Origin of the sequence: Shumkonia mesophila (assembly GCF_026163695.1) — a bacterium.
GTDB lineage: Bacteria > Pseudomonadota > Alphaproteobacteria > Rhodospirillales > Shumkoniaceae > Shumkonia > Shumkonia mesophila.
On record NZ_JAOTID010000002.1, the window covers coordinates 363,916 to 384,240 of the forward strand.

General features: G+C 65.9%; 19 protein-coding genes. 6 read left to right on the plus strand and 13 right to left on the minus strand.

The window, feature by feature from the left end; all coding sequences use genetic code 11:
- Window positions 1–2 precede the first annotated feature (2 nt).
- Both asnB and ODR01_RS05085 read left to right on the plus strand, forming a co-directional pair.
- Window positions 3–1,973, plus strand: coding sequence for an asparagine synthase (glutamine-hydrolyzing) (gene asnB, locus ODR01_RS05080; RefSeq protein WP_316976524.1), 1,971 nt, complete (start codon window positions 3–5; stop codon window positions 1,971–1,973).
- A gap of 648 nt (window positions 1,974–2,621) precedes the next feature.
- Entirely contained in the window at window positions 2,622–4,364 is a 1,743-nt protein-coding gene (locus tag ODR01_RS05085) for an AIPR family protein (RefSeq protein ID WP_316976525.1), read from the plus strand.
- Window positions 4,365–4,455: 91 nt separating this feature from the next.
- On the opposite strand, the gene ODR01_RS05090 is transcribed toward ODR01_RS05085, so the two are convergent.
- The 7 genes from ODR01_RS05090 to ODR01_RS05120 all read right to left on the minus strand — a co-directional run bounded on the left by ODR01_RS05090 (window position 4,456) and on the right by ODR01_RS05120 (window position 10,936).
- The gene (locus ODR01_RS05090) at window positions 4,456–5,154 is read right to left on the minus strand and encodes a hypothetical protein (RefSeq protein WP_316976526.1); all 699 of its coding nucleotides are present in this window, start codon (window positions 5,152–5,154) and stop codon (window positions 4,456–4,458) included.
- A 216-nt stretch (window positions 5,155–5,370) separates the two neighbouring features.
- A complete protein-coding gene (locus ODR01_RS05095; protein ID WP_316976527.1) occupies window positions 5,371–6,126 on the minus strand; it encodes an enoyl-CoA hydratase/isomerase in 756 nt (251 codons plus the stop codon).
- On the minus strand, window positions 6,116–7,354 hold the full coding sequence (locus tag ODR01_RS05100) for a beta-ketoacyl synthase N-terminal-like domain-containing protein (RefSeq protein WP_316976528.1): 1,239 nt from the start codon (window positions 7,352–7,354) through the stop codon (window positions 6,116–6,118). The genes ODR01_RS05095 and ODR01_RS05100 overlap by 11 nt, the downstream gene beginning before the upstream one ends.
- The gene (locus ODR01_RS05105) at window positions 7,332–7,580 is read right to left on the minus strand and encodes an acyl carrier protein (protein WP_316976529.1); all 249 of its coding nucleotides are present in this window, start codon (window positions 7,578–7,580) and stop codon (window positions 7,332–7,334) included. The genes ODR01_RS05100 and ODR01_RS05105 overlap by 23 nt, the downstream gene beginning before the upstream one ends.
- A 24-nt stretch (window positions 7,581–7,604) precedes the next feature.
- Window positions 7,605–8,861 carry a hydroxymethylglutaryl-CoA synthase family protein gene (locus ODR01_RS05110; protein WP_316976530.1) on the minus strand — a complete coding sequence of 419 codons (1,257 nt, stop codon included), beginning with the start codon at window positions 8,859–8,861 and terminating at the stop codon, window positions 7,605–7,607.
- The gene (locus ODR01_RS05115; protein ID WP_316976531.1) at window positions 8,861–10,111 is read right to left on the minus strand and encodes a cytochrome P450; all 1,251 of its coding nucleotides are present in this window, start codon (window positions 10,109–10,111) and stop codon (window positions 8,861–8,863) included. Before ODR01_RS05115 ends, ODR01_RS05110 begins: the two co-directional genes overlap by 1 nt.
- A 21-nt stretch (window positions 10,112–10,132) precedes the next feature.
- Window positions 10,133–10,936, minus strand: coding sequence for an FkbM family methyltransferase (locus ODR01_RS05120; RefSeq protein WP_316976532.1), 804 nt, complete (start codon window positions 10,934–10,936; stop codon window positions 10,133–10,135).
- A gap of 144 nt (window positions 10,937–11,080) precedes the next feature.
- Here ODR01_RS05120 and ODR01_RS05125 point away from each other — a divergent pair, with 144 nt between their 5' ends.
- A complete protein-coding gene (locus ODR01_RS05125; protein ID WP_316976533.1) occupies window positions 11,081–11,917 on the plus strand; it encodes a metallophosphoesterase family protein in 837 nt (278 codons plus the stop codon).
- Here ODR01_RS05125 and ODR01_RS05130 read toward each other — a convergent pair.
- The 4 genes from ODR01_RS05130 to epmA all read right to left on the minus strand — a co-directional run bounded on the left by ODR01_RS05130 (window position 11,875) and on the right by epmA (window position 15,392).
- A complete protein-coding gene (locus ODR01_RS05130) occupies window positions 11,875–12,633 on the minus strand; it encodes a 4'-phosphopantetheinyl transferase family protein (protein ID WP_316976534.1) in 759 nt (252 codons plus the stop codon). The two genes, ODR01_RS05125 and ODR01_RS05130, sit on opposite strands and share 43 nt — an antisense overlap.
- A 58-nt stretch (window positions 12,634–12,691) precedes the next feature.
- Window positions 12,692–13,090, minus strand: coding sequence for a DUF1801 domain-containing protein (locus ODR01_RS05135; protein ID WP_316976535.1), 399 nt, complete (start codon window positions 13,088–13,090; stop codon window positions 12,692–12,694).
- A 227-nt stretch (window positions 13,091–13,317) separates the two neighbouring features.
- Window positions 13,318–14,376, minus strand: coding sequence for a lysine-2,3-aminomutase-like protein (locus ODR01_RS05140; protein WP_316976536.1), 1,059 nt, complete (start codon window positions 14,374–14,376; stop codon window positions 13,318–13,320).
- The gene (epmA, locus tag ODR01_RS05145) at window positions 14,349–15,392 is read right to left on the minus strand and encodes an EF-P lysine aminoacylase EpmA (RefSeq protein WP_316976537.1); all 1,044 of its coding nucleotides are present in this window, start codon (window positions 15,390–15,392) and stop codon (window positions 14,349–14,351) included. Before epmA ends, ODR01_RS05140 begins: the two co-directional genes overlap by 28 nt.
- Before the next feature lie 119 nt (window positions 15,393–15,511).
- Here epmA and efp point away from each other — a divergent pair, with 119 nt between their 5' ends.
- Window positions 15,512–16,081: an elongation factor P gene (gene efp, locus ODR01_RS05150; protein ID WP_316976538.1), complete on the plus strand. Its 570-nt coding sequence runs from the start codon at window positions 15,512–15,514 to the stop codon at window positions 16,079–16,081.
- 34 nt (window positions 16,082–16,115) lie between these two features.
- On the opposite strand, the gene ODR01_RS05155 is transcribed toward efp, so the two are convergent.
- A complete protein-coding gene (locus tag ODR01_RS05155) occupies window positions 16,116–16,823 on the minus strand; it encodes a winged helix-turn-helix transcriptional regulator (RefSeq protein WP_316976539.1) in 708 nt (235 codons plus the stop codon).
- Window positions 16,824–17,031: 208 nt separating this feature from the next.
- On the opposite strand from ODR01_RS05155, the gene ODR01_RS05160 reads away from it, so the two are divergent.
- Window positions 17,032–18,186, plus strand: coding sequence for an acyl-CoA dehydrogenase family protein (locus ODR01_RS05160; protein ID WP_316976540.1), 1,155 nt, complete (start codon window positions 17,032–17,034; stop codon window positions 18,184–18,186).
- A gap of 16 nt (window positions 18,187–18,202) precedes the next feature.
- Here ODR01_RS05160 and ODR01_RS05165 read toward each other — a convergent pair whose 3' ends face one another.
- On the minus strand, window positions 18,203–19,249 hold the full coding sequence (locus ODR01_RS05165) for a DNA-binding response regulator (RefSeq protein WP_316976541.1): 1,047 nt from the start codon (window positions 19,247–19,249) through the stop codon (window positions 18,203–18,205).
- Between the two features lie 185 nt (window positions 19,250–19,434).
- Here ODR01_RS05165 and ODR01_RS05170 point away from each other — a divergent pair, with 185 nt between their 5' ends.
- Window positions 19,435–20,310 (plus strand): ABC transporter substrate-binding protein, encoded by an 876-nt coding sequence (locus ODR01_RS05170; RefSeq protein WP_316976542.1) that lies wholly within the window; start codon window positions 19,435–19,437, stop codon window positions 20,308–20,310.
- The last annotated feature ends 15 nt before the right edge of the window (window positions 20,311–20,325 follow it).

Here is a 20,325-nt window from a genome sequence, read left to right on the forward strand (position 1 = left end):
CCATGTGTGGAATCGCCGGCCTGATCGACACCGCCCTGCCGTCCGAGGCGCTGCCCGACACCATCCTGGAGATGCTGGGGACCATCGCGCATCGCGGGCCCGACGGCCTGGGCTATGCGGTGGGCGACGACTGGGCCATGGGCACGGCCCGGCTGGCCGTCATCGACCTGGAGAGCGGAACCCAGCCCCTCGGCGATCCGGGCGGCCGGTTCTGGCTGTGTTACAACGGCGAAATCTATAATTACCGCGAGCTGCGCGCCGACCTCGAAGCCCAGGGCGTGGTTTTTCGCACCCATTGCGATACCGAGGTCGTGCTGGCCGCCTGGATGACCTGGGGCGAGCAATGCCTGCCCCGCTTCAACGGCGGCTTCGCCTTCGCCCTGTTCGACCGCCGCGAGCGGCGCCTCGTGCTGGCCCGCGACCGCTTCGGCAAGCGGCCGCTGTTCTATGCCCGCCACGGCAACGCGTTCCTGTTCGCCTCGGAGATGAAGGCGTTCCTGGCGGTGCCCGGATTCGCCTTCGAGCAGGACCCGGCGCAATTGGCCTCCATCCTCGGGCAATGGACGCCGCTGCCCGACCAGACCGGCTTTCGGGCCATCCAGGCGCTGCCCATGGGCGAATGGCTGTCGTTCGACCGGGGCGGGCTGGAGCGCCACACCTATGCCCGGCTGGCCTTCCCCGAGGGCCCGGCGCCGGCCGGCGAGGACGAGGCCAAAGCACTGATCCGCCGGCATCTGGAGGCCAGCGTCGCCCTTCGCCTGCGCAGCGACGTCGAAGTGGGGGTCTATCTCAGCGGCGGCATCGATTCGGCGATCGTCGCCCTCCTGGCCCGCGACATCGGCGGCCGGCCGCCCGCCACCTTCTCGGTGGCGTTCGACGATGCGGCGCTGGACGAATCGGCCGAACAGCAGGTCGTGGCGGCCCACCTGGGCACGCGCCACGACACCCTGCGCGTCAGCCATGAAGACATCGCCGCCGCCTGTCCCGACGCGGTCTATCACGCCGAGGTGCCGGCCTTCCGCAGCGCCTTCATTCCGATGTTCCTGCTGTCGCGGCGCACCCAGGAATGCGGCATCAAGGTGATCCTGAGCGGCGAAGGCGCCGACGAAGCCTTCCTCGGCTATGACCTGTTCAAGGAAACCCTTCTGCGCAGCCGGTGGGACGACATCGACGACGACACCCGCAGCCGGCGTCTGGCCCGCCTTTACCCCCACCTCGGCCACTACGGCCCCCAGGACATCGCCGCCCTGACCGGGCTTTACCAGCAGTTCTCGCAGGAACGGATGCCGGGCTTGTTCTCGCACGAGCTCAAGTTCCAGAACGGCCGCTTCTCGGCCCGCCTGATCAAGGGCGCCGGCGATCCCTTCGCCGCCATTTCCGCCCTGGTCGCCGGGCATGGCGAAATGGCCGCCATGTCCCCGGTGCAGCGGGCGCAGTGGCTGGAATACAAGACCCTGTTGCCGGGCTATCTGCTGTCCACCCAGGGCGACCGCGCGGCGCTGGCCCACGGGATCGAGAACCGCTGTCCGTTCCTGGACCCGGCGGTGGTGGATCTGGCCTCGACCCTCAATCTGCGCTTCGACGACGGCTTCGAGGAAAAGCGGCTGTTGCGCCAGGCCTTTGCCGGCCGTCTGCCGGAATCGATCGTCAACAAGCGCAAGTTCCCCTATCGCGCCCCCGACGCCGCCGCCTTTGCCGAGACCCGGCCCGACTACCTGGAACTGGTGCAATCGGAAAGCGAACTGGCCAAGCTCCCCTTCCTGGACGCCAACTTCGCCCGCCGCCTGACGGCCAAGGTGTTGAGCCGGCCGGCGGCCGAAATCAGCACCAAGGAAAACCAGACCTTCCTGTTCCTGCTGTCCATCGCCCTGCTGCACCGCCAATTCGTCGGCCGCGACGGCGTGGCCGGGCACAAGGCCGGGCGCGTGCATCCTCCCCTGGTGCGGATGGTGGATCTGCGGGGGGCGGCGTAGCCCCTCGCGGAACGGCCGGCCACGGCGGTGCCCGATGGGCGCCCCAGGCCGACATCGGAACCCCCCGCCGAACCCCGGCTCCGCCGCCGTTCCCGGACGGGCCGGATCGGGGCCGAGAACGATGAATTCCCGGTTACGCCGATTTCGGCCAACGCCTTGAAAAACAAGGCCAAAACGCCAATTCGGCGATAGGATTGTCATCGTTTGTCGTCCTTTGTCATCATTTCGCCGTTTTCTCTTTTCTCATCAATGCGTTATGGGCGCCCGACGAGGGCCTTTTCCGGACCCCACGGCCGTCCGCCGACGGACACCCGCACGGCCCGTTCGGCCAAGACTTATTTACCTATCAGATAGCAAAGATGAGGAATATTATCATAACGCGCCGCAAAAGTCCAGAGGACCCCAGCTATGCCTGAAGCCAACATCTTGGTGCGAAAGCCGGATGGAGGCTGGCCGAAGCGCGGTTGGCTGGCGAAGCGACCAGACGATAGCTTTCGGGCCATATTTCGATCTCATTCTGGCAGCAGTATTGTGACCAACACGGCCACAATCTCTTCCACCCGTGCCCAACAAACTTGACCAGCTAGGGCTTGCAGCTAATGATCGTTGGGGGCGCCGAACCTTACCGTGCGCCGGGTGGAGGAGTACATGGATCCAATTACCAAAGCTTTGCTCAGCGAGTTTGTGAAGCAGAACGAGCTCGACGGATTGGCCGAAGACAAGCAGTTCGAGCACTTCGCAACGTTCTCGGTCATTGCTTCGCGCTATGGCGAGGAGTTCGCCACCAGCGACGTTGTGCTAGGCGGCAATGCCGACCTTGGTATCGACGGGTGCGGGATAATTCTCAATGGTCGCCTGATCGACGATGAACAGGAAGTTGATGATATCCAGAAGCTGAATGGTTATCTGGAGGCGGAATTCATTTTCGTGCAGGCTAAGCGCTCGGCGAATTTCGATGGCGCTGCCATGATGGCCCTCGGTCAGCATCTGAAGGACGCAGTTTTCACTCACCAAACCACTCCCCCGATCAGTCCGGAACTCAGCAAGCGCATAAAAATAATCGACGAGATTTACAAGCGTGCCGCCAACTTCCGTAAGAATCCCGAATGTCGAATCTACTATGTCACCACAGGCATTTGGAACGACGATGCTTACCTCGGGACTATTATTAAGAAACAGATCAGCGATCTTGCCACAACCAACATGTTCGCAGATGTACGATACAACCCTGTCGGGGCACAAGCCCTGCAACAATTCTATCGTAATACGAAATATACGATTAGTCGCCAGATCACCTTCGACCGAACTGTAGTATTACCAGCTATTAATAAGGTAAAAGCTGCCTACTTGGGTGCCCTGCCTGCCTCGGAATTCGTCAAGCTCATCATCGGAGATGACGATAATATCGTCAAATCGGTTTTCATCGACAATGTCCGCGATTTTCAGGGCGAAAACCCTGTCAACGCGGATATGTCTGCGACATTGACAGGTGGCCTGCTCGATCAGTTCGTACTACGCAACAACGGGGTCACCATTGTAGCTCGAGACCTGTCCATCACCGGCCCAATATTTACTGTGCGCGACTACCAGATCGTCAATGGTTGCCAAACGAGCCACGTTTTATACGCGAACCGCGCCACCCTCACCGACAAACTATATGTGCCGGTAAAGCTAATTTACACTGATGACGAGGAAATTGCCCAGGAGGTCATCAAGTCGACCAACAGGCAAACGCCGATTGACGAGAAGGACCTACTCGCGCTGACCAAATTCCAGCGGGACCTTGAGATTTACTATTCCGGTATGCCAGATGATCGCCGGCTCTATTACGAGCGTCGATCCAAGCAGTACGCTAGCCGCGCCGACGTTGAGCGCACCCGAATCATCCCAATCGGGGTCCAGTTGAAGGCTTTCGCCTCGATGTTCCTGGACGCCGCCCATCAGGCGGGACGGTACCAAGCGACCTTGCTCAAGCAGGTCGGTGACCGCGTATTCAAAGCCAGCCATCGGCCCGAAGCTTACTATACAGCAGCACTCGCGTTTTACCGTTTCGAGGGTCTTTTGCGTCGAGGGCACGCGGATACCGCAGATCTCCGCGCGTTCAAATTTCACTTCTTACCGGCTTTCCGCCATCGGTTCGAGATCAATGAGTTTCCCGGGTTCGAGAACAAGAAAATCTCAGATTGGTGCGAGCCCCTTAACGCCCAGTTGGCCGACGCGGAACGGTCGCGGGAAGCGTTCGAGATTTGCGCGGACCTTATCCGCAGAGCGGCCGTTGGCCGGGGCCTTCAGATCGTGCGGGACGCCGCCAAGGTCCAAACGCTGACGGAGGGAATTCGCGCGCTCGCCGCCAAGGAGAACGGCCTGAAAACTCCTGCGGTTGCGACCTAACGATGTCGCAGTCGGCTCCATTGCCGCATTCCGCTATCAGCCCAATTCTGTCGCACCAAAACGGAAGCGCGAAATACAGCTCTTGGCCCCTTCACGTCGCCGCTTTAAGCCGGAAACTTTGCATCACAGTCGAGTAGAGCTCCGGGTCGGGGAAGGCCCCCATCTTGCGTAGCTTGTTCGTGACCTTCTCGAAATCGTTGACGCCAGCGTTTGGATTTTCGGCAAGCGCGTCAAGCTCATCCGCGATCCTCAATACGGCTTCCTCGTGCGCCTGCATTGCTTCGGGTGATGCCATTCTTGATCCCGACCGCACACAGAACGCCGCCGTGCGCCGCACATAGTCAGAAAACCCGCTCAGCGCAGCCCGCCGCAACGACAGTGCGATTCTATCTGCCGTCTTAACCTCGCCGGTCGAGACAAGCTCTTGATGATAGGTCGCTAGATCTTCGATGAGCCCACGTGCCTGGGATTCGGAGGCCAGCAGCCGATCGACCCGTCGACGGTTCCGATCTGTGCTGGTCGTCAACTCGCCCTCAACAGCAGCCGCCCTACCACGCTTCCTGTCCAGCACAGCCGCATCAGCCGAGAACTTCGCCTCATCGAGACTTGGCGCAAGACCCTGCCGGAACGTCTTAGCGCCAAGCTGATGGCTATCGGCGACATACCAGGCGAAACGCCCTTCGACGTTCGGCTCCTCGAAGACCCTCCCGACGAGACCGTCCCCAAAAAGGCGGACCCAAAGTGGCCCAATGTAATGCAGGCTCCTCCTAAATCGCTTCCAATCCTTCATGATCTATCCTTCATTTACGTCGCGACGAAAATTGTAAGACTTTTTCGTCGCGACGCAAATTGCGAAAGCGATGCGCTCCCTATTTTCTCATATCGAGGTGTCCGCTGTACCAGTTCGAAGTCCGCAAGCCGCCTTTCCGCTTCCGGCCCCGTATCAGAACAGACGCGCGGGTTGCGCCATTTCCGGCACCAAGCCGCCCCCCGAACTGGCCGCCCCCTACTCTTCCCAGGGAAACTTCATCTCGGTCACGTAGCGGCGGATGTTTTCGCGGATTTGCGGGTCGCCGAACAGGGCGCGGTTGGCGGCCAGGGCGGCGGGCTTGGCCTCCGCCAATGGGCCGGCGGTTTCCGCCCGGTGGCGCTTGTAGCGGCCGATGGCCGGCTTGCCCAGCCGGCGCAGCCGGACCAGGTGCCGGCGCAGCAGGGGCTCGACCGGGTCCTCGACGGCATCCGCCAGACCCCAAGCCAGGGCCTGGGCGGCGCCGACCGGCTGGGTGGTCAGGGTGAGGTAATGGGCCCTTTGCGCCCCCACCCGGCGGATCAGGAACGGCAGCACGCAGGCCGGGAACAGGCCGAACAGCATTTCCGACAGGGCGAAGCTCGCCGTGCCGTCGGCGAGCACGATATCGCAGGCGGCGGCCAGCCCCACCCCCCCGGCATTGACGCGCCCGCGCGCCACCGCCAGCGAGACGAAGGGACCATTGGCCAGGCGCAGCCAAAGATCGTAGAGCGGTTCCGGGTCCTCGGGCACGTCGGCGGCGGCCGTCGCCTGGAAATCGCCGCCGGCGCAGAAGACTTCCGCCGAGCCGCCCAGCACCAGGACCGACGGCCCGTCGGGGGCCTCGCATTGCGCCACCGCCCGGCCCAATTCGGCGATCAGCAAGCTGTTGATGACGTTGCCCGCCTCGGGCCGATTGAGGTGCACGGTCAAGATGCCGTCGCGGCAATCCACCGCCAGGGTTTCATAGGCCATGGTTTCCCCCTTCGGGCGAGCGCACCACCAGCGCCGTATCGATGCCGCCGAAGCCGAACGACAGCTTGAGGGCATGGCGAATGCGGTGCGGTTGCGGCCCGCCGATCACCCAGCGCAGCCCCGGTTCCGGCGGGTTCTCCAGGTTGCGGATGGGATGCAGGCGGCCGCCCCGCATCTGCAACAGGAGGGTGGCCAGTTCCACCGCGCCGGCCGCCGCAAGCCCGTGGCCGAGGATGGATTTGGTGGCGTTGACCCAGGCGTGCTCGAGGCCCATCGCCAGCAGGGTCTCCCGTTCGGTTTCGTCGCCCTTGGGCGTGCCGGTGGCATGCGCGTTCACATGGTCGATGTCGGCGGCGCCAAGGCCGGCCTCGGCCAGGGCCAAGGCGATGGCCCGCTTCTGCCCCTCGGGGGATGGCTCGGGGCCGCGCTGGCCGTCGGCGACCTGGGCGGCGCCGATCAGCGCGCCGTAACCCGGCCCGGCCTCGCCGGCGCGGCGCAGGACCAGGGCGGCGCAGGATTCGCCAAAAAGAAATCCGTCGTGCGCGGCATCGAAGGGCCGGCAGGCTCGGCCGGGCTGGCCGTCGAAGCGCTCCGAGCCCAGGGCCCCCAGCGCCCGGAACCCCAGCAGGTCGACGTAGGAGACGTCCTGCAACGCCCCCAGGGCGACGCAGGCATCGACCCGGCCGCCGCGCAGCGCCTCGGCCGCCAGGATCACCGCCACCGCCCCGCTGGCCGAGGCGGCCCCCACGGTGTTGGCGAAGCCGCGAATGGCGAAGCTGGCGGTGCAGAGGCCACACACGTCGCTGTCCATGAAGACGTGGCCATGGCGCGGCGGAACGAAGGCCAGCCGGCCGGCGTAATCGCGGACGGCCAGCAGCTGCTCGCGGGAAAACAGGTTGGAGCCGCCGACCACCAGCCCGATGCGCGTGGGGTCGACATCGTCCAGTCCGGCCTCGCGCCACGCCTCGTCCAGCACCGAGATGGCGACGCGGGCGCCGAAGCCGGCGGTGCGCGCCACCCGCTTGGGCAGCAGGTCGGGCGGGTCGGGCATTTCCACGCCCATGAAGGCGGTTCGGCCGTCGGGCGCCTGGCGGCCGGGGCGGGACAGCACCGAAAACACGTCCCTGCCCGCCAGCAGGCCGTCGAGCAGGCTGGCCTTGCCGTGGCCGAGGCCGCTGGCGACGCCGATGCCGGTGACGACGATCTCAGGTGCGCTTAAGCTTGGCATGGAGCAGATCGGCCAGTTCGCCGAGGTTGCGCGGCCCGTGCGTCTGCACCATGGGCAGGTCGAGGCCGAGGGCTTCCAGCGTGTTCATGACGATTTCGCTGCGCTCGATGGAATTGATGCCGAGGTCGGCCATGGCGTCGCCGCCGGAAATCGGCTGCGCTTCCAGGTCGGGCACGACCTCGCGGACCTGCCCGATGACGATGGCCAGAATGCTGTCGCGGTCCAAGCGGGCCCCCTTTTAAGCGATCGATCAGACGAAGCGGTATTGGCGGTGGTAGCCCGCCATGCCCTCCAGCACAAGCCTTCCCGAACCCTGGAGGGCGGCCCAGGCGGCGGGAACGGCGCCGGGATCGATGGCGACGTCGCGCTGGCCGAAGCGGATCACCTGTTCGCCGCGCAGCAACAGCTCGTATTCCTCCAGGCTCAGGCGATGGCGGCGGTCGAGCTCGGCGCCGATTCCCCGGGCGCGCAGGCGCCGCTGGCCGTCGGGCGTGACGACGCCGCTGAAGAACTCCGAGCAGCAGCCCGATCCGTACGAGAACATGCCCACCCGGCAGGGCCCCGCCAGCTCGGCGCTTTCCAGCAGCCCGGCCAGGCCGACGAACACCGACCCGCCGGCGGTGTTGCCGACGCGCTGGCCGAAGGCCAGGCTGGGGCCGAGGCGGCGGTCGAAATCCGCCTCGATCTCGGCCGGCGGCGCCTTGTAGAGCTTGCGCATGAGATGGCGGTGCGCCCCCTTGACCATGCCGCCGAACGGGGTGTGAAAGCAGAGGTAGGCGAAGGAGGAGCGGAAATCGGCGCCCTCGACCCGCCGGGCGTAGTCGCGGTAGGCGCGCTCGCAGCAATCGAGGTAGGCCATCAGCGACAGGTCGGCGTCGCCCGCCTCGGTGTCGGGACCGGGCCGGCAGGTATCCATCACCTCGAAGCCGTGATTGCCATAGGCGCCGGGATCGATCTGCAGCACGTGCGGCGCGTCGCCGACCACCATGGCCACCGCGCCGGCCCCGGAACTGGGTTCGGAATAGGCCCATTCCTGGATGGCGGCGGCATCGGCCAGTGCGAAGCGCGACAGGTCGGTGGCGATCACCAGCGCCTTGGCCCCCGGCGACGTGCCCGAGAGGACGAAGTTCACGGCCATCTGCAAACCGGCGGTGCCCGAGTAGCAGGCCTGCTTGATCTCGAACAGGCGGCAGTTGCCGCCGAGGCCCAGGTAGTGGTGGACATAGGTGCTGAGCGACTTGCCGAAGTCGATGCCGGATTCGGTGCAGGTCACCACCATCTCGATGCGAGCCCGCTCGGCCTCGCCCATGGCGTCGAGCAGCGGCTTGGCGGCGTTGACGGCGAAGCTGACCGGGTCCTCGCAGGGCAGCGCCACCGCCTTCTCGCGCATCAGCAGGTTTTCGAAGCGGGCGACATCAAGGCCGCGATGGACGCACAACTCGCGCACGTCCAGGCAGGCCGAGCCGCCATAGACGTTGAGGTCCTCGATGCCGGCGGCGATGGCCATCAGGGGCGCCCCACCTTGACCGGCAGCGTGCGCAGGCCCCGCGCGTTGAGGCGGTCGAGGCGCCATTCCGGCTGTCCGGCGAGGGCGATGGACGGCCAGCGATCCAGCAGCGAGGCAAAGGCGATCTGCCCCTCCAGCCGGGCCAACGGCGCCCCCAGGCAGAAATGCGGGCCGCCGCCGAACGTGAAGTGGGCGTTGCCCGGGCGGCCGACGTCGAGATCGTCCGGGCGCTCGAAGCGGGCGGGATCGCGGTTGATGGCGCCGATCATGCCGATGATCGGCGAGCCGGCGGGAATAAGCGTGCCGCAGATGTCGACGTCCTTCGCCGCCACGCGCAGGACCATGTTGCCGCCCGGTTCGACGCGCAGGAATTCCTCGACCGCCGGGCGCACCAGCGAACGGTCGCCTCGCAGGCGCGCCATCTGCCCGTCATCGCGCAGAAGCAGCAGCAACCCGTTGCCGATGAGGGTCACCGTCGTCTCGTGTCCGGCGACCAGCATGGACACCATGTTGACCAGCGTCTCTTCCTCGTTGAGCCGGCCTTCGTCCTGGGCGCGAATGACGACGGAAAGCAGGCTGTCGTCCGGCTTGGCCCGCCGCTCGGCCAACGTGGCCCGCAGGAAATCCTTGAAGGAATTCAAGGCGTCCAGCGCTTCCTGTTTCTGTTCGGGCGTCATCATGATGTCGCCGACGCGGATCAGCGACGCGCTCCAGCGCCGGATGTCGTCGTCGAGCGCCGCCGGCAGGTTGAACAGGTTGCACAGAACCCGCAACGGCATGGGGCCGGCGAACTCATCGATGATGTCGAACTCGCCTTCATCGGGCAGCCGGCCCAGCAGGCGGTCGGCCTCGGCCTGGATCGTCGGCGCCAGGGCGTTCATGGCCGGCGCCGAGAACGAGGATTGCCACATGCCGCGCATGCGCTTGTGGTCGGCCCCGTCGCGATTGATCATCTGATGCTGGAAGTCGTCGAACAGCCGATAGCCGACGGGATCGCGCCGACGGTATTCCTCGTTGTACCAGCCGTTCTTCCAAGGGCGGGTGTCGCGGCCGATTTCCGGCGCCTTGACCACGCGCGCGAAGGCTTCGTGGCCAAGGACGAAATACATGCCCGACCGGGTGTCCAGATGGATGGGCCCCCGCTCCTGCAACCGGCGCAACTGCGGATAGGGATTTTCCAGGAAGGCCCGGTCGGTCAGCATGCCCCACCAGTCGTGGCCGGTGACCGCCGCCGTCGTGGTTTCTGCCATCGTTCCCGTCTCCCTTGGCGGTCAGCGCGCCGCGTAGATGTGAAAGACCGCCGCCCCGCCCTGGGACAGGGGATGCGCACCGATGGCCGTGCGGAACCCGCGGCCGCGCAGATCGGCGGCCATGGCTTCGGTCGCCTCGTATCCCAGATGGACCTCGACCAGCAACTGGCGGATCTTCGGCCAATCGGATTCATCCAGGCCGGCCAACACCTCGCGCTCCGCCCCCTCGGTGTCGATCTTCAGCAGGTCGACCGTCTCCACCCCCAGGGCGGCCATCTGCGCCGACAGGGTGTCGATGCGGGCGCGCACCGTTTCGGGGCGGAACAAATCGTCCAGGAACGCCTCGTCCGCGGCCACCCGGGTGGCGCCGGTCTTGTCCAGGATATCCTTGATGCCGCCCCCGGCCTGTTGGCCGCCGAGCAGGCGGCGCAGGCCCGCCGACAGGGTCCGTCCGACTTCGCGGTTCTGCGTCGACAAGGCGGCGACGCCGGGAAAATAGTCGAACTCGGCCCAGCCCGCTTCCGCGCCCAGGCCGACCGGCACCGCCAGTCCCGGCGGGGTCATCGCCGCCAGGTTGCGCTCCAGCGCGGCGAACACGGCGGGCATCGGCTCGAAGGCAACGATGCGCGCCTGCGGGCAACGGTCGCGCAAATACAGCGAAAACAAGCCGATGTTGGCACCGACATCGAGGAAGGTTCCAGCCGCCGGCAACGCCAATCCGTGCGCGCCCAGATCCTCGGAAAAGATTTCGTGGACCGAGAAATCCACTTCATAGGCGTTGACGCAAAAAACCGTCCGACCATCGGGCAAGGTCGCCGATTGCATGAACAACCTCTCCCAGAAAAATCAGGCCAATCGATTCATCGCATCCAACGATTGCGGCAAGTCTTACCCATGCCGATGGCAGCGTCAAGGCCAGCCGGCGGCTGCGGCTTTGCAGCCGCCGGCCGCCTCTGCTAAGCATCTCCCATGAAGCTCTTCGCCATCAGTGACTTGCACCTGGCCAGCGCCGACAACCGCGACGCCCTGGCCGCCCTGCCGGAATTTCCCGACGATTGGGTGATCCTGGCCGGCGACGTTGCCGAGCGCTTCGAACACCTGCGCCTGGCCTTCGCCGCCTTCACCCGCCGCTTCCGGAAGGTGATCTGGGTGGTGGGCAATCATGAATTGTGGTGCATCCCCGAGGACGGCGATGAACAGCCGCTGCGGGGCGAGGCGCGCTATCGCGCCCTGGTGGACCTGGCGCGATCGTTCGGCGTGGTGACGCCCGAAGATCCCTACCCGCTATGGACCGGCCCCGGCGGCGATTGCGTTATTGCGCCGCTGTTCCTGCTTTACGACTACAGCTTCCGCCCCGATTCCATTCCCCGCGACGAGGTGGTGTCCTGGGCCGACGCCCGCCACAACGTCTGTGCCGACGAAATGCTGCTCGACCCGGCGCCCCACGCCTCGCGCGAGGCGTGGTGCGCCGCCCGCTGTCGCTGGACCGAGGAACGGCTGGCGAAGCTGGACCCGACGCTTCCAACCGTGCTGATCAACCACTTTCCCTTGCGCGAGGATCTGATCCATATCCCGCGGGCGCCGCGCTTCACCCCCTGGTGCGGCACCAAGGCCACCGCCGATTGGCACCGGCGGTTCCGCGCGTCCGTGGCGGTCAGCGGCCATTTGCATGTGCGCCGCACCGACTGGCGCGACGGCACCCGCTTCGAGGAGGTCTCCCTGGGCCACCCCCGACAGTGGGACCAGCGCCTGGGCATGGCCCATTACCTGAGGGAAATTCTTCCCGGTCCGGCGGCCTCGGCTTGACGGCACAGCCGGTCGGCGTCCACGGCAGACGCCGTGATCGTCACCCCGTCGGATGGGGGATGGCGCAAGGCCAGCGCCATCAGGTGGCGGGGGGTTGGATGGAACTGCCGGAATTGCCAGTCCGCGGCGTCGTCCTCCACACCCGGCTCGAACCGGATGGCCAGTGGATCCAGGGTGAAGGCGAAAGAGTCGAGGGGCTGCGCCAACCCTTTGCCGGTGGCCTTGATGTAGGCTTCCTTCAGCGTCCAGATGGACAGGAAGGCTTCGTCGGCCAAGGCGGGCGGGAATGCCTCCAATTGCGCGCATTCGGCGGGGGCGAAAAAACGCCGGGCCAAATCGCCGTTGGCCGGCCGGCGATCCAGCCATTCCACGTCGATCCCCACGTCATGTTCTTCGGTCACGACCGCCGCCGCCAGGCCGCGGGTATGGGAGAGATTGACGCGCAGGCGGGGCGACGTGACCGGCGTCAGCACCTCGGGCTTGCCGTGGGGGCCGATGGTGAATCGCCATGCCGACGGCTCGCCGCCCGCCCACGCCGACAGCAACCCGCGCGCCAAGGCGTGGGCGGCTGTATAGGACAGCCGGTCGCGGTCGAAGTGAAAGCGGCGGGCGCGGGCGCGTTCCGTGTCGTCGAGCAGGGCTTCAAGCCGTGGCCAGTCGGCGGCGGCGACGCCTTCCACTCCCAACCACCACAGCACCACAGAATCCCCAGCCACCCGCGCTCTCTCCGCTTTGCCGACCCGTCACACTGCCACTCTTATCGCTTCCGTTCGATCAGCCGTGGGCGCCGGACGCGTTCAGCGTCACGGCTGCGCGAATAAGAGCCTTCAATGCCTCCTCGTCAATCTCCTCGCCCTCGTGGAAGTCGATGGCGCGCCTGGTGTTGCCATCGAGGCTGGAATTGAAGAGGCCCGATGGGTCGTCAAGTGCGGCTCCCTTGGCAAAGGTCATCTTTACGACATTCTTGTAGGTCTCGCCGGTGCAGATCATTCCGTCGTGATACCACACCGGAACCCCTCTCCACTTCCACTCCTCGACCACCTCGGGGTCGACTTGCTTGATCAAGGCGCGGAGCCGGGAGAGCATCTCGCCCCGCCAGTCGCCGAGCTCGCCGATTCTCTCGTCGATCATCCGGGATGGAGATTTTTCTTCCCGAGATCCGCTCTCGCTCATGATGCTTTTTTCCTCTCGGGCCAAGCCGAACATGGGAGTTGAGGGTTGCCGCCAGAGAGGAGGGTCGGCTTCGCAACGGCTGGCTTGGCGGCGGTCTTCCCTGCAACCTTCGTGAACTCGATGGAGGTCTTGTTGGCCATGGCGTTCGCCCGCAGATACCCGTAGCGCCCAACTTCATCCCGCACGGCCCACCATATTTTTATCTAATACTCTGATATCAATGTTTTTTATGGGTGGTCGCGTGTTTTCTGTGGACCTCCCGCCCCCGGCCCCAGCGGCACCTTGCCGTGGCCGCCGGGAAGGTCGACGACGTAGGTCGGCTGGGCGATGCCCGACAGGCGGGCCGAGAGGGCGCGCATCAGGGCCCGGCCCTCGGCGATGGAGGTACGGAAATGCGCCGTGCCGGGGGCGAGGTCGAGGTGGTGGAGATAGTAAGGGTTGACGCGGTTCACCACGAACGCGCGCATCAACGCCTCCAGCACGTCGGCGTCGTCGTTGACGCCCTTGAGCAGGACGCTCTGGCTCAGGAGCACGATGCCGGCATCGGCCAGGCGGGCCAGCGCCGCCCTGCCGGCGGGCGTGAATTCGCGGGGATGGTTGGCGTGGATGGCGACATAGACGGCGCCGGGAAAGCGCTTGAGCGCCGCGATGAGCTTTTCGCTGAGCCGGCCGGGGTCGACCAGCGGCACCCGGGTATGCCAGCGCGTGACTTTGACATGGGCAATGCCCGCCGCCGCCTCGGCGATGAAGCCCATCCGCCGGGGGGAAAGCATGAAGGGGTCGCCGCCGCTGACGATCAGCTCGAAGATCCGCGGGCGCGCCGCGATGTAGGAAAAGGCATCCCGCAGCTCGGCCTCGGTGAGGGTGCCGGCGCCTTCGGGTCCGACGCTTTCGCGGCGAAAGCAGAAGCGGCAATAGACCGGGCAGGTATGCAAAGGCTTGAGCAGCACGCGGTCGGGATAGCGGTGAACCAGCCCCTTGAGCGGCGAGCGGGCGGCATCGCCGATCGGATCGGGGTCCTCCTCCGGCCGCCGGGTGAGCTCGGCTTCCGAGGGCAGGAACTGGCGGCCGATGGGATCGGCGGGGTCGGCGGGATCGATCAGCGCCGCCATGGCCGGGGTCAGCCCCACCGCATGGCCGGCGGCGGCGGCTTCCAGCGCCGGGCCATCGGCGGCCGGCACCAGCCCGGCGGCGATCAGCTCGGCGACGCTGCGCAGCGGCGGGGCGACGGGCAACGTGCGGATCCTGGGGTCGGCGCTCATGCCGGTTCCACCGTCGGGGTCCATTGGACGTCCTCGATGCGCGGCGCCCCCAGCAGCAGCATGACCAGCCGGTCGAACCCGAGCGCCGCGCCCGAGGCTTCCGGCATCAGGGGCAGCGCGGCCAGGAAGTCCTCGTCGATGGGATAGCGCTCGCCATAGAGGCGGGCCTTCTCCTCCATGTCGGCTTCGAAGCGGCGCCGCTGCTCGTCGGCGTCCCGCAACTCGCCGAAGGCGTTGGCGAGTTCCAGCCCGCAGGCAAACATCTCGAAGCGCTCGGCCACCTGGGGCTGACCGGGCTTGCGCCGGGCCAGCGCCGCTTCCGGCAGCGGATAGTCGCAAAGAATCGTCACCCGGCCGTTGCCGATGGCGGGCTCGACCTTTTCCGCCATCACCCGGCTGAAGATGTCCGACCAGGTGTCGTCATCGGCGACGCGCACGCCGGCATCCATGGCTGCCTTGGCCAGCGGCTCGCGGAGCGCCAGGCCGGCGGGGTCGAGCGTCGCCAGAAGGTCGATGCCGGCGTGGCGGGTGAAGGCGTCGGCCACGGACAGCCGCTCCGGCGCCTCGAAGGGGTCGGCCACGCGGTTGCCATGGCGCAGCGTGGTCGCCCCCGCGGCCTCGGTGGCGACGCGCAGAATCGCGTCGCAATCGTCCATCAGCGCCGAGTAACTCTCCTCGGCGCGATACCATTCCAGCATCACGAATTCCCGGGCGTGGCGGACGCCCGATTCGCGGTTGCGAAAGACCCTGGCGAAGTCGAAGATTTTCCGCTCTCCGGCGGCCAGCAGCTTTTTCAAGGCAAATTCGGGGGACGTGTGGAGGTAAAGCGGCCGGGCCTGCCCGTCGGGGGTCAGGGCCTGCGTGGCGAAGGCATGGAGATGGGTCTCGTTGCCGGGCGAAACCTGCAGCGCGGCGGCCTCGACCTCAAGGAATCCTTCCCCCTCGAAATGGGCACGCAACGCCGATTTGACCCGGTTGCGGGCCAGCAGCCGGGCCCGCCGGTCCTGGTGGCGGGAGGGTATCCACCAGCGCTCAGTCATGCCGACGCCGCCGCCGTTTGTGGGCCATGGCTTACGCTCCGATCTGGCTTTTTGCACAAAGATGGGTATGGTGCGCGGTAACAATAGCATCCCGGGCGCGCCAAGAGGATATTTTCGCCATGGTCAAGGTTATCGCCAGCAACATCCGCAAGGGCCAGATCGTCGAGATCGACAGCCAGCTTTATACCGTGCTTTCCGCGGAAAGCTTTTTCCCGGGCAAGGGGACGCCGACGACGCAGATCGACATGCGCCGGATCTCCGACGGCGTCAAAACCACGCAACGCTACCGTACCACCGAGCAGGTCGAGCGCGCCCACGTCGAGGAGACGGAGCACAGCTATCTGTTCAAGGACGGCGACCATTACGTGTTCATGAACCCCGAGACCTACGAGCAGGTCACCGTTTCCGGTGACATCATCGGCGAACAGGCGGTCTATCTCCAGGAAGGCATGCCGTGCAACATCTCGGTGCACGAGGGCGTCGCCGTTTCCATCGAACTGCCGCAGAAGGTGACGCTGGAAGTGATGGAGACCGAGCCGACGGTGAAGGGCCAGACGGCTTCTTCTTCTTACAAGCCGGCCATGCTTTCCAATGGCGTCAGGACCCTGGTTCCCAGCCATATCGTTCCCGGTACCCGCATTGTGGTGATGACCGCCGACGGCGCCTACGTCGAGCGGGCCAAGGATTAGGTCGGGAGGGCATTGCCAGAGGCGACGCCAGTCCTTACGAAGCGGGTGCCCGCGTCTCCTTGGCGAAGACGCTGAGACCCAACCACCGCTGCATGGATTGCGCGAGCGTCCTGTCGCCGATCATCTCGATCTGGCCGGCGTCGACCTCTTTCTGCACGGTCGAGAGGCCCATCCACACGGCTGTCATGCTCCTGAGCGAACTGCGCACGTAAAGATCGATCTCGAAGCCGGGATTGCTCGAACAGAGATCGACCGTGTCGCCGTCGACGACAAGCCACCACGATCGCTTGCCGGACCTGACCTCGGGATAGAGGAAATTGATCGTGCATCGCCGCGCCGGCAGGGGCGTCGGGTCGAGATTGCGCCGCATGTCCCACATGAGCAGCGACGGGTCGAGATTCTTGAGCGAAAGCGACGATTCGACCCAGCGCAGCCCCCAGTGGCCGAGCGACATCACGACCGGGCGCAGCCCCTCGCCCGCCTCGGTCAGCCGGTATTCGACAACGCCGCGCTGCGTCGTCGGCACGGATACGATTACGCCGGCATCCTCCAGCTCCTTGAGCCGTTTGGACAGCAGCGTGGGGGACATCAGCGGCACCCCGCGGCGAAGATCGTTGAACCGGCTGGAGCCGCTGAGCAGTTCGCGGACCACCAGCACCGTCCAGCGCGAACAGAGGATTTCCGCCGCCATCGCGATCGGGCAGAACTGGCCGTAGCTTCCCGGGTCATGGTGCCGGAGCATGGGGACCTCCCTCAAGGGGGTCGACGGGCGGTACAGACACTGTAGCACCAGCGCAGATTGGCATTGCCGGGCGCGTTGACAAGGCAAGGGTTCGGTGGGTTCGGGGCCGCCAGCCGATACAGTTCCTGGACTGGAGGGGCGCGTTCCCCGGGTGCGATGATTCGGCCCGTTCGGATTAATCGCTCTTTCCAGCTACAGGGAGACTGCCATGAGTGCCCCATCAGCCATGAAAATCATCGCTCCCCCCGCGCCGAATGCGGCCGATATCGCGCGCGAACTGGGTCCCGTTTTGGCCGCTCGTGCCAATGCGGAGGCAGACGAAGACAAGTATGTGGCGGAAAACGTCGCCCTTCTGAAAGACTCCGGTCTCGTCGAGGCCGGGGTGCCGTGTGAACTGGGGGGCGCCGGCGCCGAGATTGACGGGCTTGCCGCCATGCTGCGCACCCTGGCCTATCATTGCGGTTCGACCGCCCTCGTCTTCTCGATGCACACCCATCAGGTCGCCGTCCCGGCTTGGCGCTGGCGGCACCAGAAGGCTGCCGCCGTCGAGCCGCTTTTGAAGCGGATCGCTGCCGAGCGCATTCTGCTGCTGTCGAGCGGCGGATCGGACTGGATCGCGGGTTCCGGCAAGGCCGAGAAGGTGGAGGGCGGCTATCGCATCAACGCGCGGAAGGTCTTCACGTCGGGGGCGCCCACCGGCGACATCCTGATGACCGGGGCGATCCTGGAGGCCGATGAGGGGCCAACGGTCGTGCATTTCGGCGTCCCCATGAACTCGCCGCACGTCAAGATCCTCGACACCTGGCGCACGCTCGGCATGCGCGGCACCGGCTCGCACGACGTGCTGATCGAAGGCCACGTCGTGCCCGAGGCGGCCGTTGCCGCGCGGCGCAAGGCCGGCCAATGGCATCCGCTTTTCCAGATCATCTCCACGATGGCTTTCCCGCTGATCTATGCCGTCTATCTCGGCGTGGCCGAAAGCGCGCGGGACATTGCGATCGGTCTGGCAAAGAAAAAGACGCCCGGACGCCATTCCGTGGATCTGGCGGGGCGTATGGAGACCGATCTGACGGCGGCCCGGCTGGCCCATGAGTCGATGCTGGCGGCCGTTCGCCTCAACGCGCCTTCGGCCGACACCGTCAATCAGGTAATGATCGGCCGCCAACTCGTGGCCAGGCACGCCATCTCGGCCGTCGAGTACGCCATGGAGCTGGCGGGAGGCGCGGGATTTTACCGCTCCGCCGGTCTCGAGCGGCGGTTCCGCGACGTCCAGGCCGCCCGCTATCATCCGCTGCAATCGGGTCCGCAGGCCGAGTACGCCGGGGCCATGGCGCTGGGATTGCCGGTGGATCGGATCTTCTGAAGGCCGGCTGCCTTCCCTATCCCGCCGCCCCCGGTGCGCGGGGTTCGGTTTGGGGGATGAGGGCCGGCGAGGCCAGGATCAGGCGGACGAGGTCGGCCTGGCGCCGGGTGTTGGTCTTGGCGAAAATCCGTTTCAGGTAGGTCCGGGCCGACTCCTGGGTGATGTGCAGGGCCTCGGCGGCATCACCGAGGTCCCTGCCGCTGGCCAGCACGCAGGCCAGGCGGCTTTCGGCGCCGGTCAGCCCGTACAGCCGGCCGATGACTTCGGCGTCCAGGGCCGGCGGCCGGTCGGGGTCGGCGACGAACAGGGCCACCGAGGCCTGCCCTTCGGCGTCCGGCTCCGGGCCCAGCGGCGTCGCGATCACCAGCAGGGGATGGCGCATCGACGGCCGCGACAGAGAAACCGCCGTGACCGCGTCGTCCGCGCGCTCGCGCGCCGCCTGATGGCGGATGGTTTCGAGCAGGGCCTGCGTTTCATCCGGCGTGGCGCCCCGGCACACCAGATTGGCATCGACGGTCAAACCGTCCTTTTCCGCCACCAGCGCGCTGCCGGCCTGGTTCATGTGCAGCACGTGCCCGCTGCCGTCGACGACGATGACCGCCGTCGCGATATGGTCCAGCGCGAGAAGTCCGACGTCGGAGGCCCGGCGGCTCCCGCTTTCCGTTTCGGTGGTTTCGGCCAATCGTGCCGCCGCCAGGGTTTCCTCGATGCCGCTCATCAGCCGGCCGACCGGGCACGGCTTGGTATAGAAACGGAAGACGCGGGTCGTATTGATGACGTCGGCGGCCAGTTGAAGGTCGGCGGTTCCGGTCAGGACCACGCAGCGGGTGGCGGGCGATCGCTGGTTGAGGGAGCGAACCAGTTCAAGACCGTTCATCCCCGGCATGCTCATGTCGGTGACGACGACGGCAAACGGACGCTCGGCGGCCGCCTTCAGCGCCGCCTCCGCCGACTCGACGAACGCCATGTCCCAGACGCCGCGCTTCGCGTGGAAGGCGCGGACGAGCGACGACAGCAGATGGGTGTCGTCGTCGACGAACATCACCCGCGGCATCGCCGTCATGGCCGGCCTCCCGGACCATCGTGCCGATTTCCGGCCGTCATTGCGGGGTTCCCTTCGACGTCATGGCGGCGGCCATTATCGTATGAAGTCGCCAAGGGGTGAAGCCGCATGTCCTCAAATGGGGATATCGGGGCTCGCCGCATCGGAGTACCCGTGGTGAAGGTCCACCGGATCGGATAGGTGCGATGTTTCGCAGGACGACCTTCGTCGGAGTGTTGTGCGCGGCCATGCTCGGCGCGTTGGCTGGCGCGCAGGCCGACGACCTGCGGGAGATCAAGGCGCGCGGAGCGATCCGGCACCTGGGCGTTCCCTACGCCAACTTCGTGACCGGAGCGGGAGACGGCTTTTCGGTCGACATCGTGAAGATGTTCGCCCAACACCTGGGCGTCCGCTACGCGTACGTCGAGACCGACTGGGACACGGTCATCCCCGATCTGATCGGCCGCAAGGTCAAGGCGTCGGGCGGCACGGTCGAGCTCGGCGAGGTCGTGCCGGTGCGCGGCGACCTGATCGCCAACGGACTGACGATCATTCCGTGGCGGCAAAAGGTTGTCCGCTTCTCGACCCCGGACTTCCCGACCCAGATCTGGTTTGTCGTGCGATCCGACTCGCCCATCCGGCCCATCGAGCCCAGCGGCGACCTCAGGAAGGATATCGCGGCGGTCCGCACCCTCCTTCGCGGCCACAGCATTCTCGGCAAGGTGAACACCTGTCTCGATCCGACGCTTTACGACATCGTGTCCACGGGCGCGCGCAGTGTCCTTTTCGCGGGCTCGCTCAACGACATGGCGGGAGCGGTGATCAAGGGCGAAACCGAGGCGACGCTGCTCGACGTTCCCGACGCGCTGGTCGCCCTCAAGAAGTGGCCCGGCATGATCAAGGTCGTGGGGCCGTTGTCGCCGGCGCAGGAGATGGGGGTGGGATTCCGTCCGGACTCGCCGCAGCTGCACCGGGAGTTCGAGAAATTTCTGCACCAGATCAAGCGGAACGGGACATACCGCGGGATCGTCGAAAAATACTATCCCCTCGCCCTTTCCTACTTTCCGGAATTTTTCAAGTAGATCGATGTCATGAAA

What these genes read in the sequence shown, in the direction of transcription:
- ODR01_RS05165 (WP_316976541.1), bottom strand. Translation starts at nt 19,249, where the DNA reads ATGACGGCGATGCCGCGGGTGATGTTCGTCGACGACGACACCCATCTG.
- ODR01_RS05140 (WP_316976536.1), bottom strand. Translation starts at nt 14,376, where the DNA reads ATGGACCCCGACGGTGGAACCGGCATGAGCGCCGACCCCAGGATCCGC.
- efp (WP_316976538.1), top strand. Translation starts at nt 15,512, where the DNA reads ATGGTCAAGGTTATCGCCAGCAACATCCGCAAGGGCCAGATCGTCGAG.
- ODR01_RS05170 (WP_316976542.1), top strand. Translation starts at nt 19,435, where the DNA reads ATGTTTCGCAGGACGACCTTCGTCGGAGTGTTGTGCGCGGCCATGCTC.
- ODR01_RS05155 (WP_316976539.1), bottom strand. Translation starts at nt 16,823, where the DNA reads ATGCTCCGGCACCATGACCCGGGAAGCTACGGCCAGTTCTGCCCGATC.
- ODR01_RS05090 (WP_316976526.1), bottom strand. Translation starts at nt 5,154, where the DNA reads ATGAAGGATTGGAAGCGATTTAGGAGGAGCCTGCATTACATTGGGCCA.
- asnB (WP_316976524.1), top strand. Translation starts at nt 3, where the DNA reads ATGTGTGGAATCGCCGGCCTGATCGACACCGCCCTGCCGTCCGAGGCG.
- ODR01_RS05120 (WP_316976532.1), bottom strand. Translation starts at nt 10,936, where the DNA reads ATGCAATCGGCGACCTTGCCCGATGGTCGGACGGTTTTTTGCGTCAAC.
- ODR01_RS05115 (WP_316976531.1), bottom strand. Translation starts at nt 10,111, where the DNA reads ATGGCAGAAACCACGACGGCGGCGGTCACCGGCCACGACTGGTGGGGC.
- epmA (WP_316976537.1), bottom strand. Translation starts at nt 15,392, where the DNA reads ATGACTGAGCGCTGGTGGATACCCTCCCGCCACCAGGACCGGCGGGCC.
- ODR01_RS05095 (WP_316976527.1), bottom strand. Translation starts at nt 6,126, where the DNA reads ATGGCCTATGAAACCCTGGCGGTGGATTGCCGCGACGGCATCTTGACC.
- ODR01_RS05100 (WP_316976528.1), bottom strand. Translation starts at nt 7,354, where the DNA reads ATGCCAAGCTTAAGCGCACCTGAGATCGTCGTCACCGGCATCGGCGTC.
- ODR01_RS05125 (WP_316976533.1), top strand. Translation starts at nt 11,081, where the DNA reads ATGAAGCTCTTCGCCATCAGTGACTTGCACCTGGCCAGCGCCGACAAC.
- ODR01_RS05085 (WP_316976525.1), top strand. Translation starts at nt 2,622, where the DNA reads ATGGATCCAATTACCAAAGCTTTGCTCAGCGAGTTTGTGAAGCAGAAC.
- ODR01_RS05110 (WP_316976530.1), bottom strand. Translation starts at nt 8,861, where the DNA reads ATGGCCATCGCCGCCGGCATCGAGGACCTCAACGTCTATGGCGGCTCG.
- ODR01_RS05160 (WP_316976540.1), top strand. Translation starts at nt 17,032, where the DNA reads ATGAGTGCCCCATCAGCCATGAAAATCATCGCTCCCCCCGCGCCGAAT.
- ODR01_RS05135 (WP_316976535.1), bottom strand. Translation starts at nt 13,090, where the DNA reads ATGAGCGAGAGCGGATCTCGGGAAGAAAAATCTCCATCCCGGATGATC.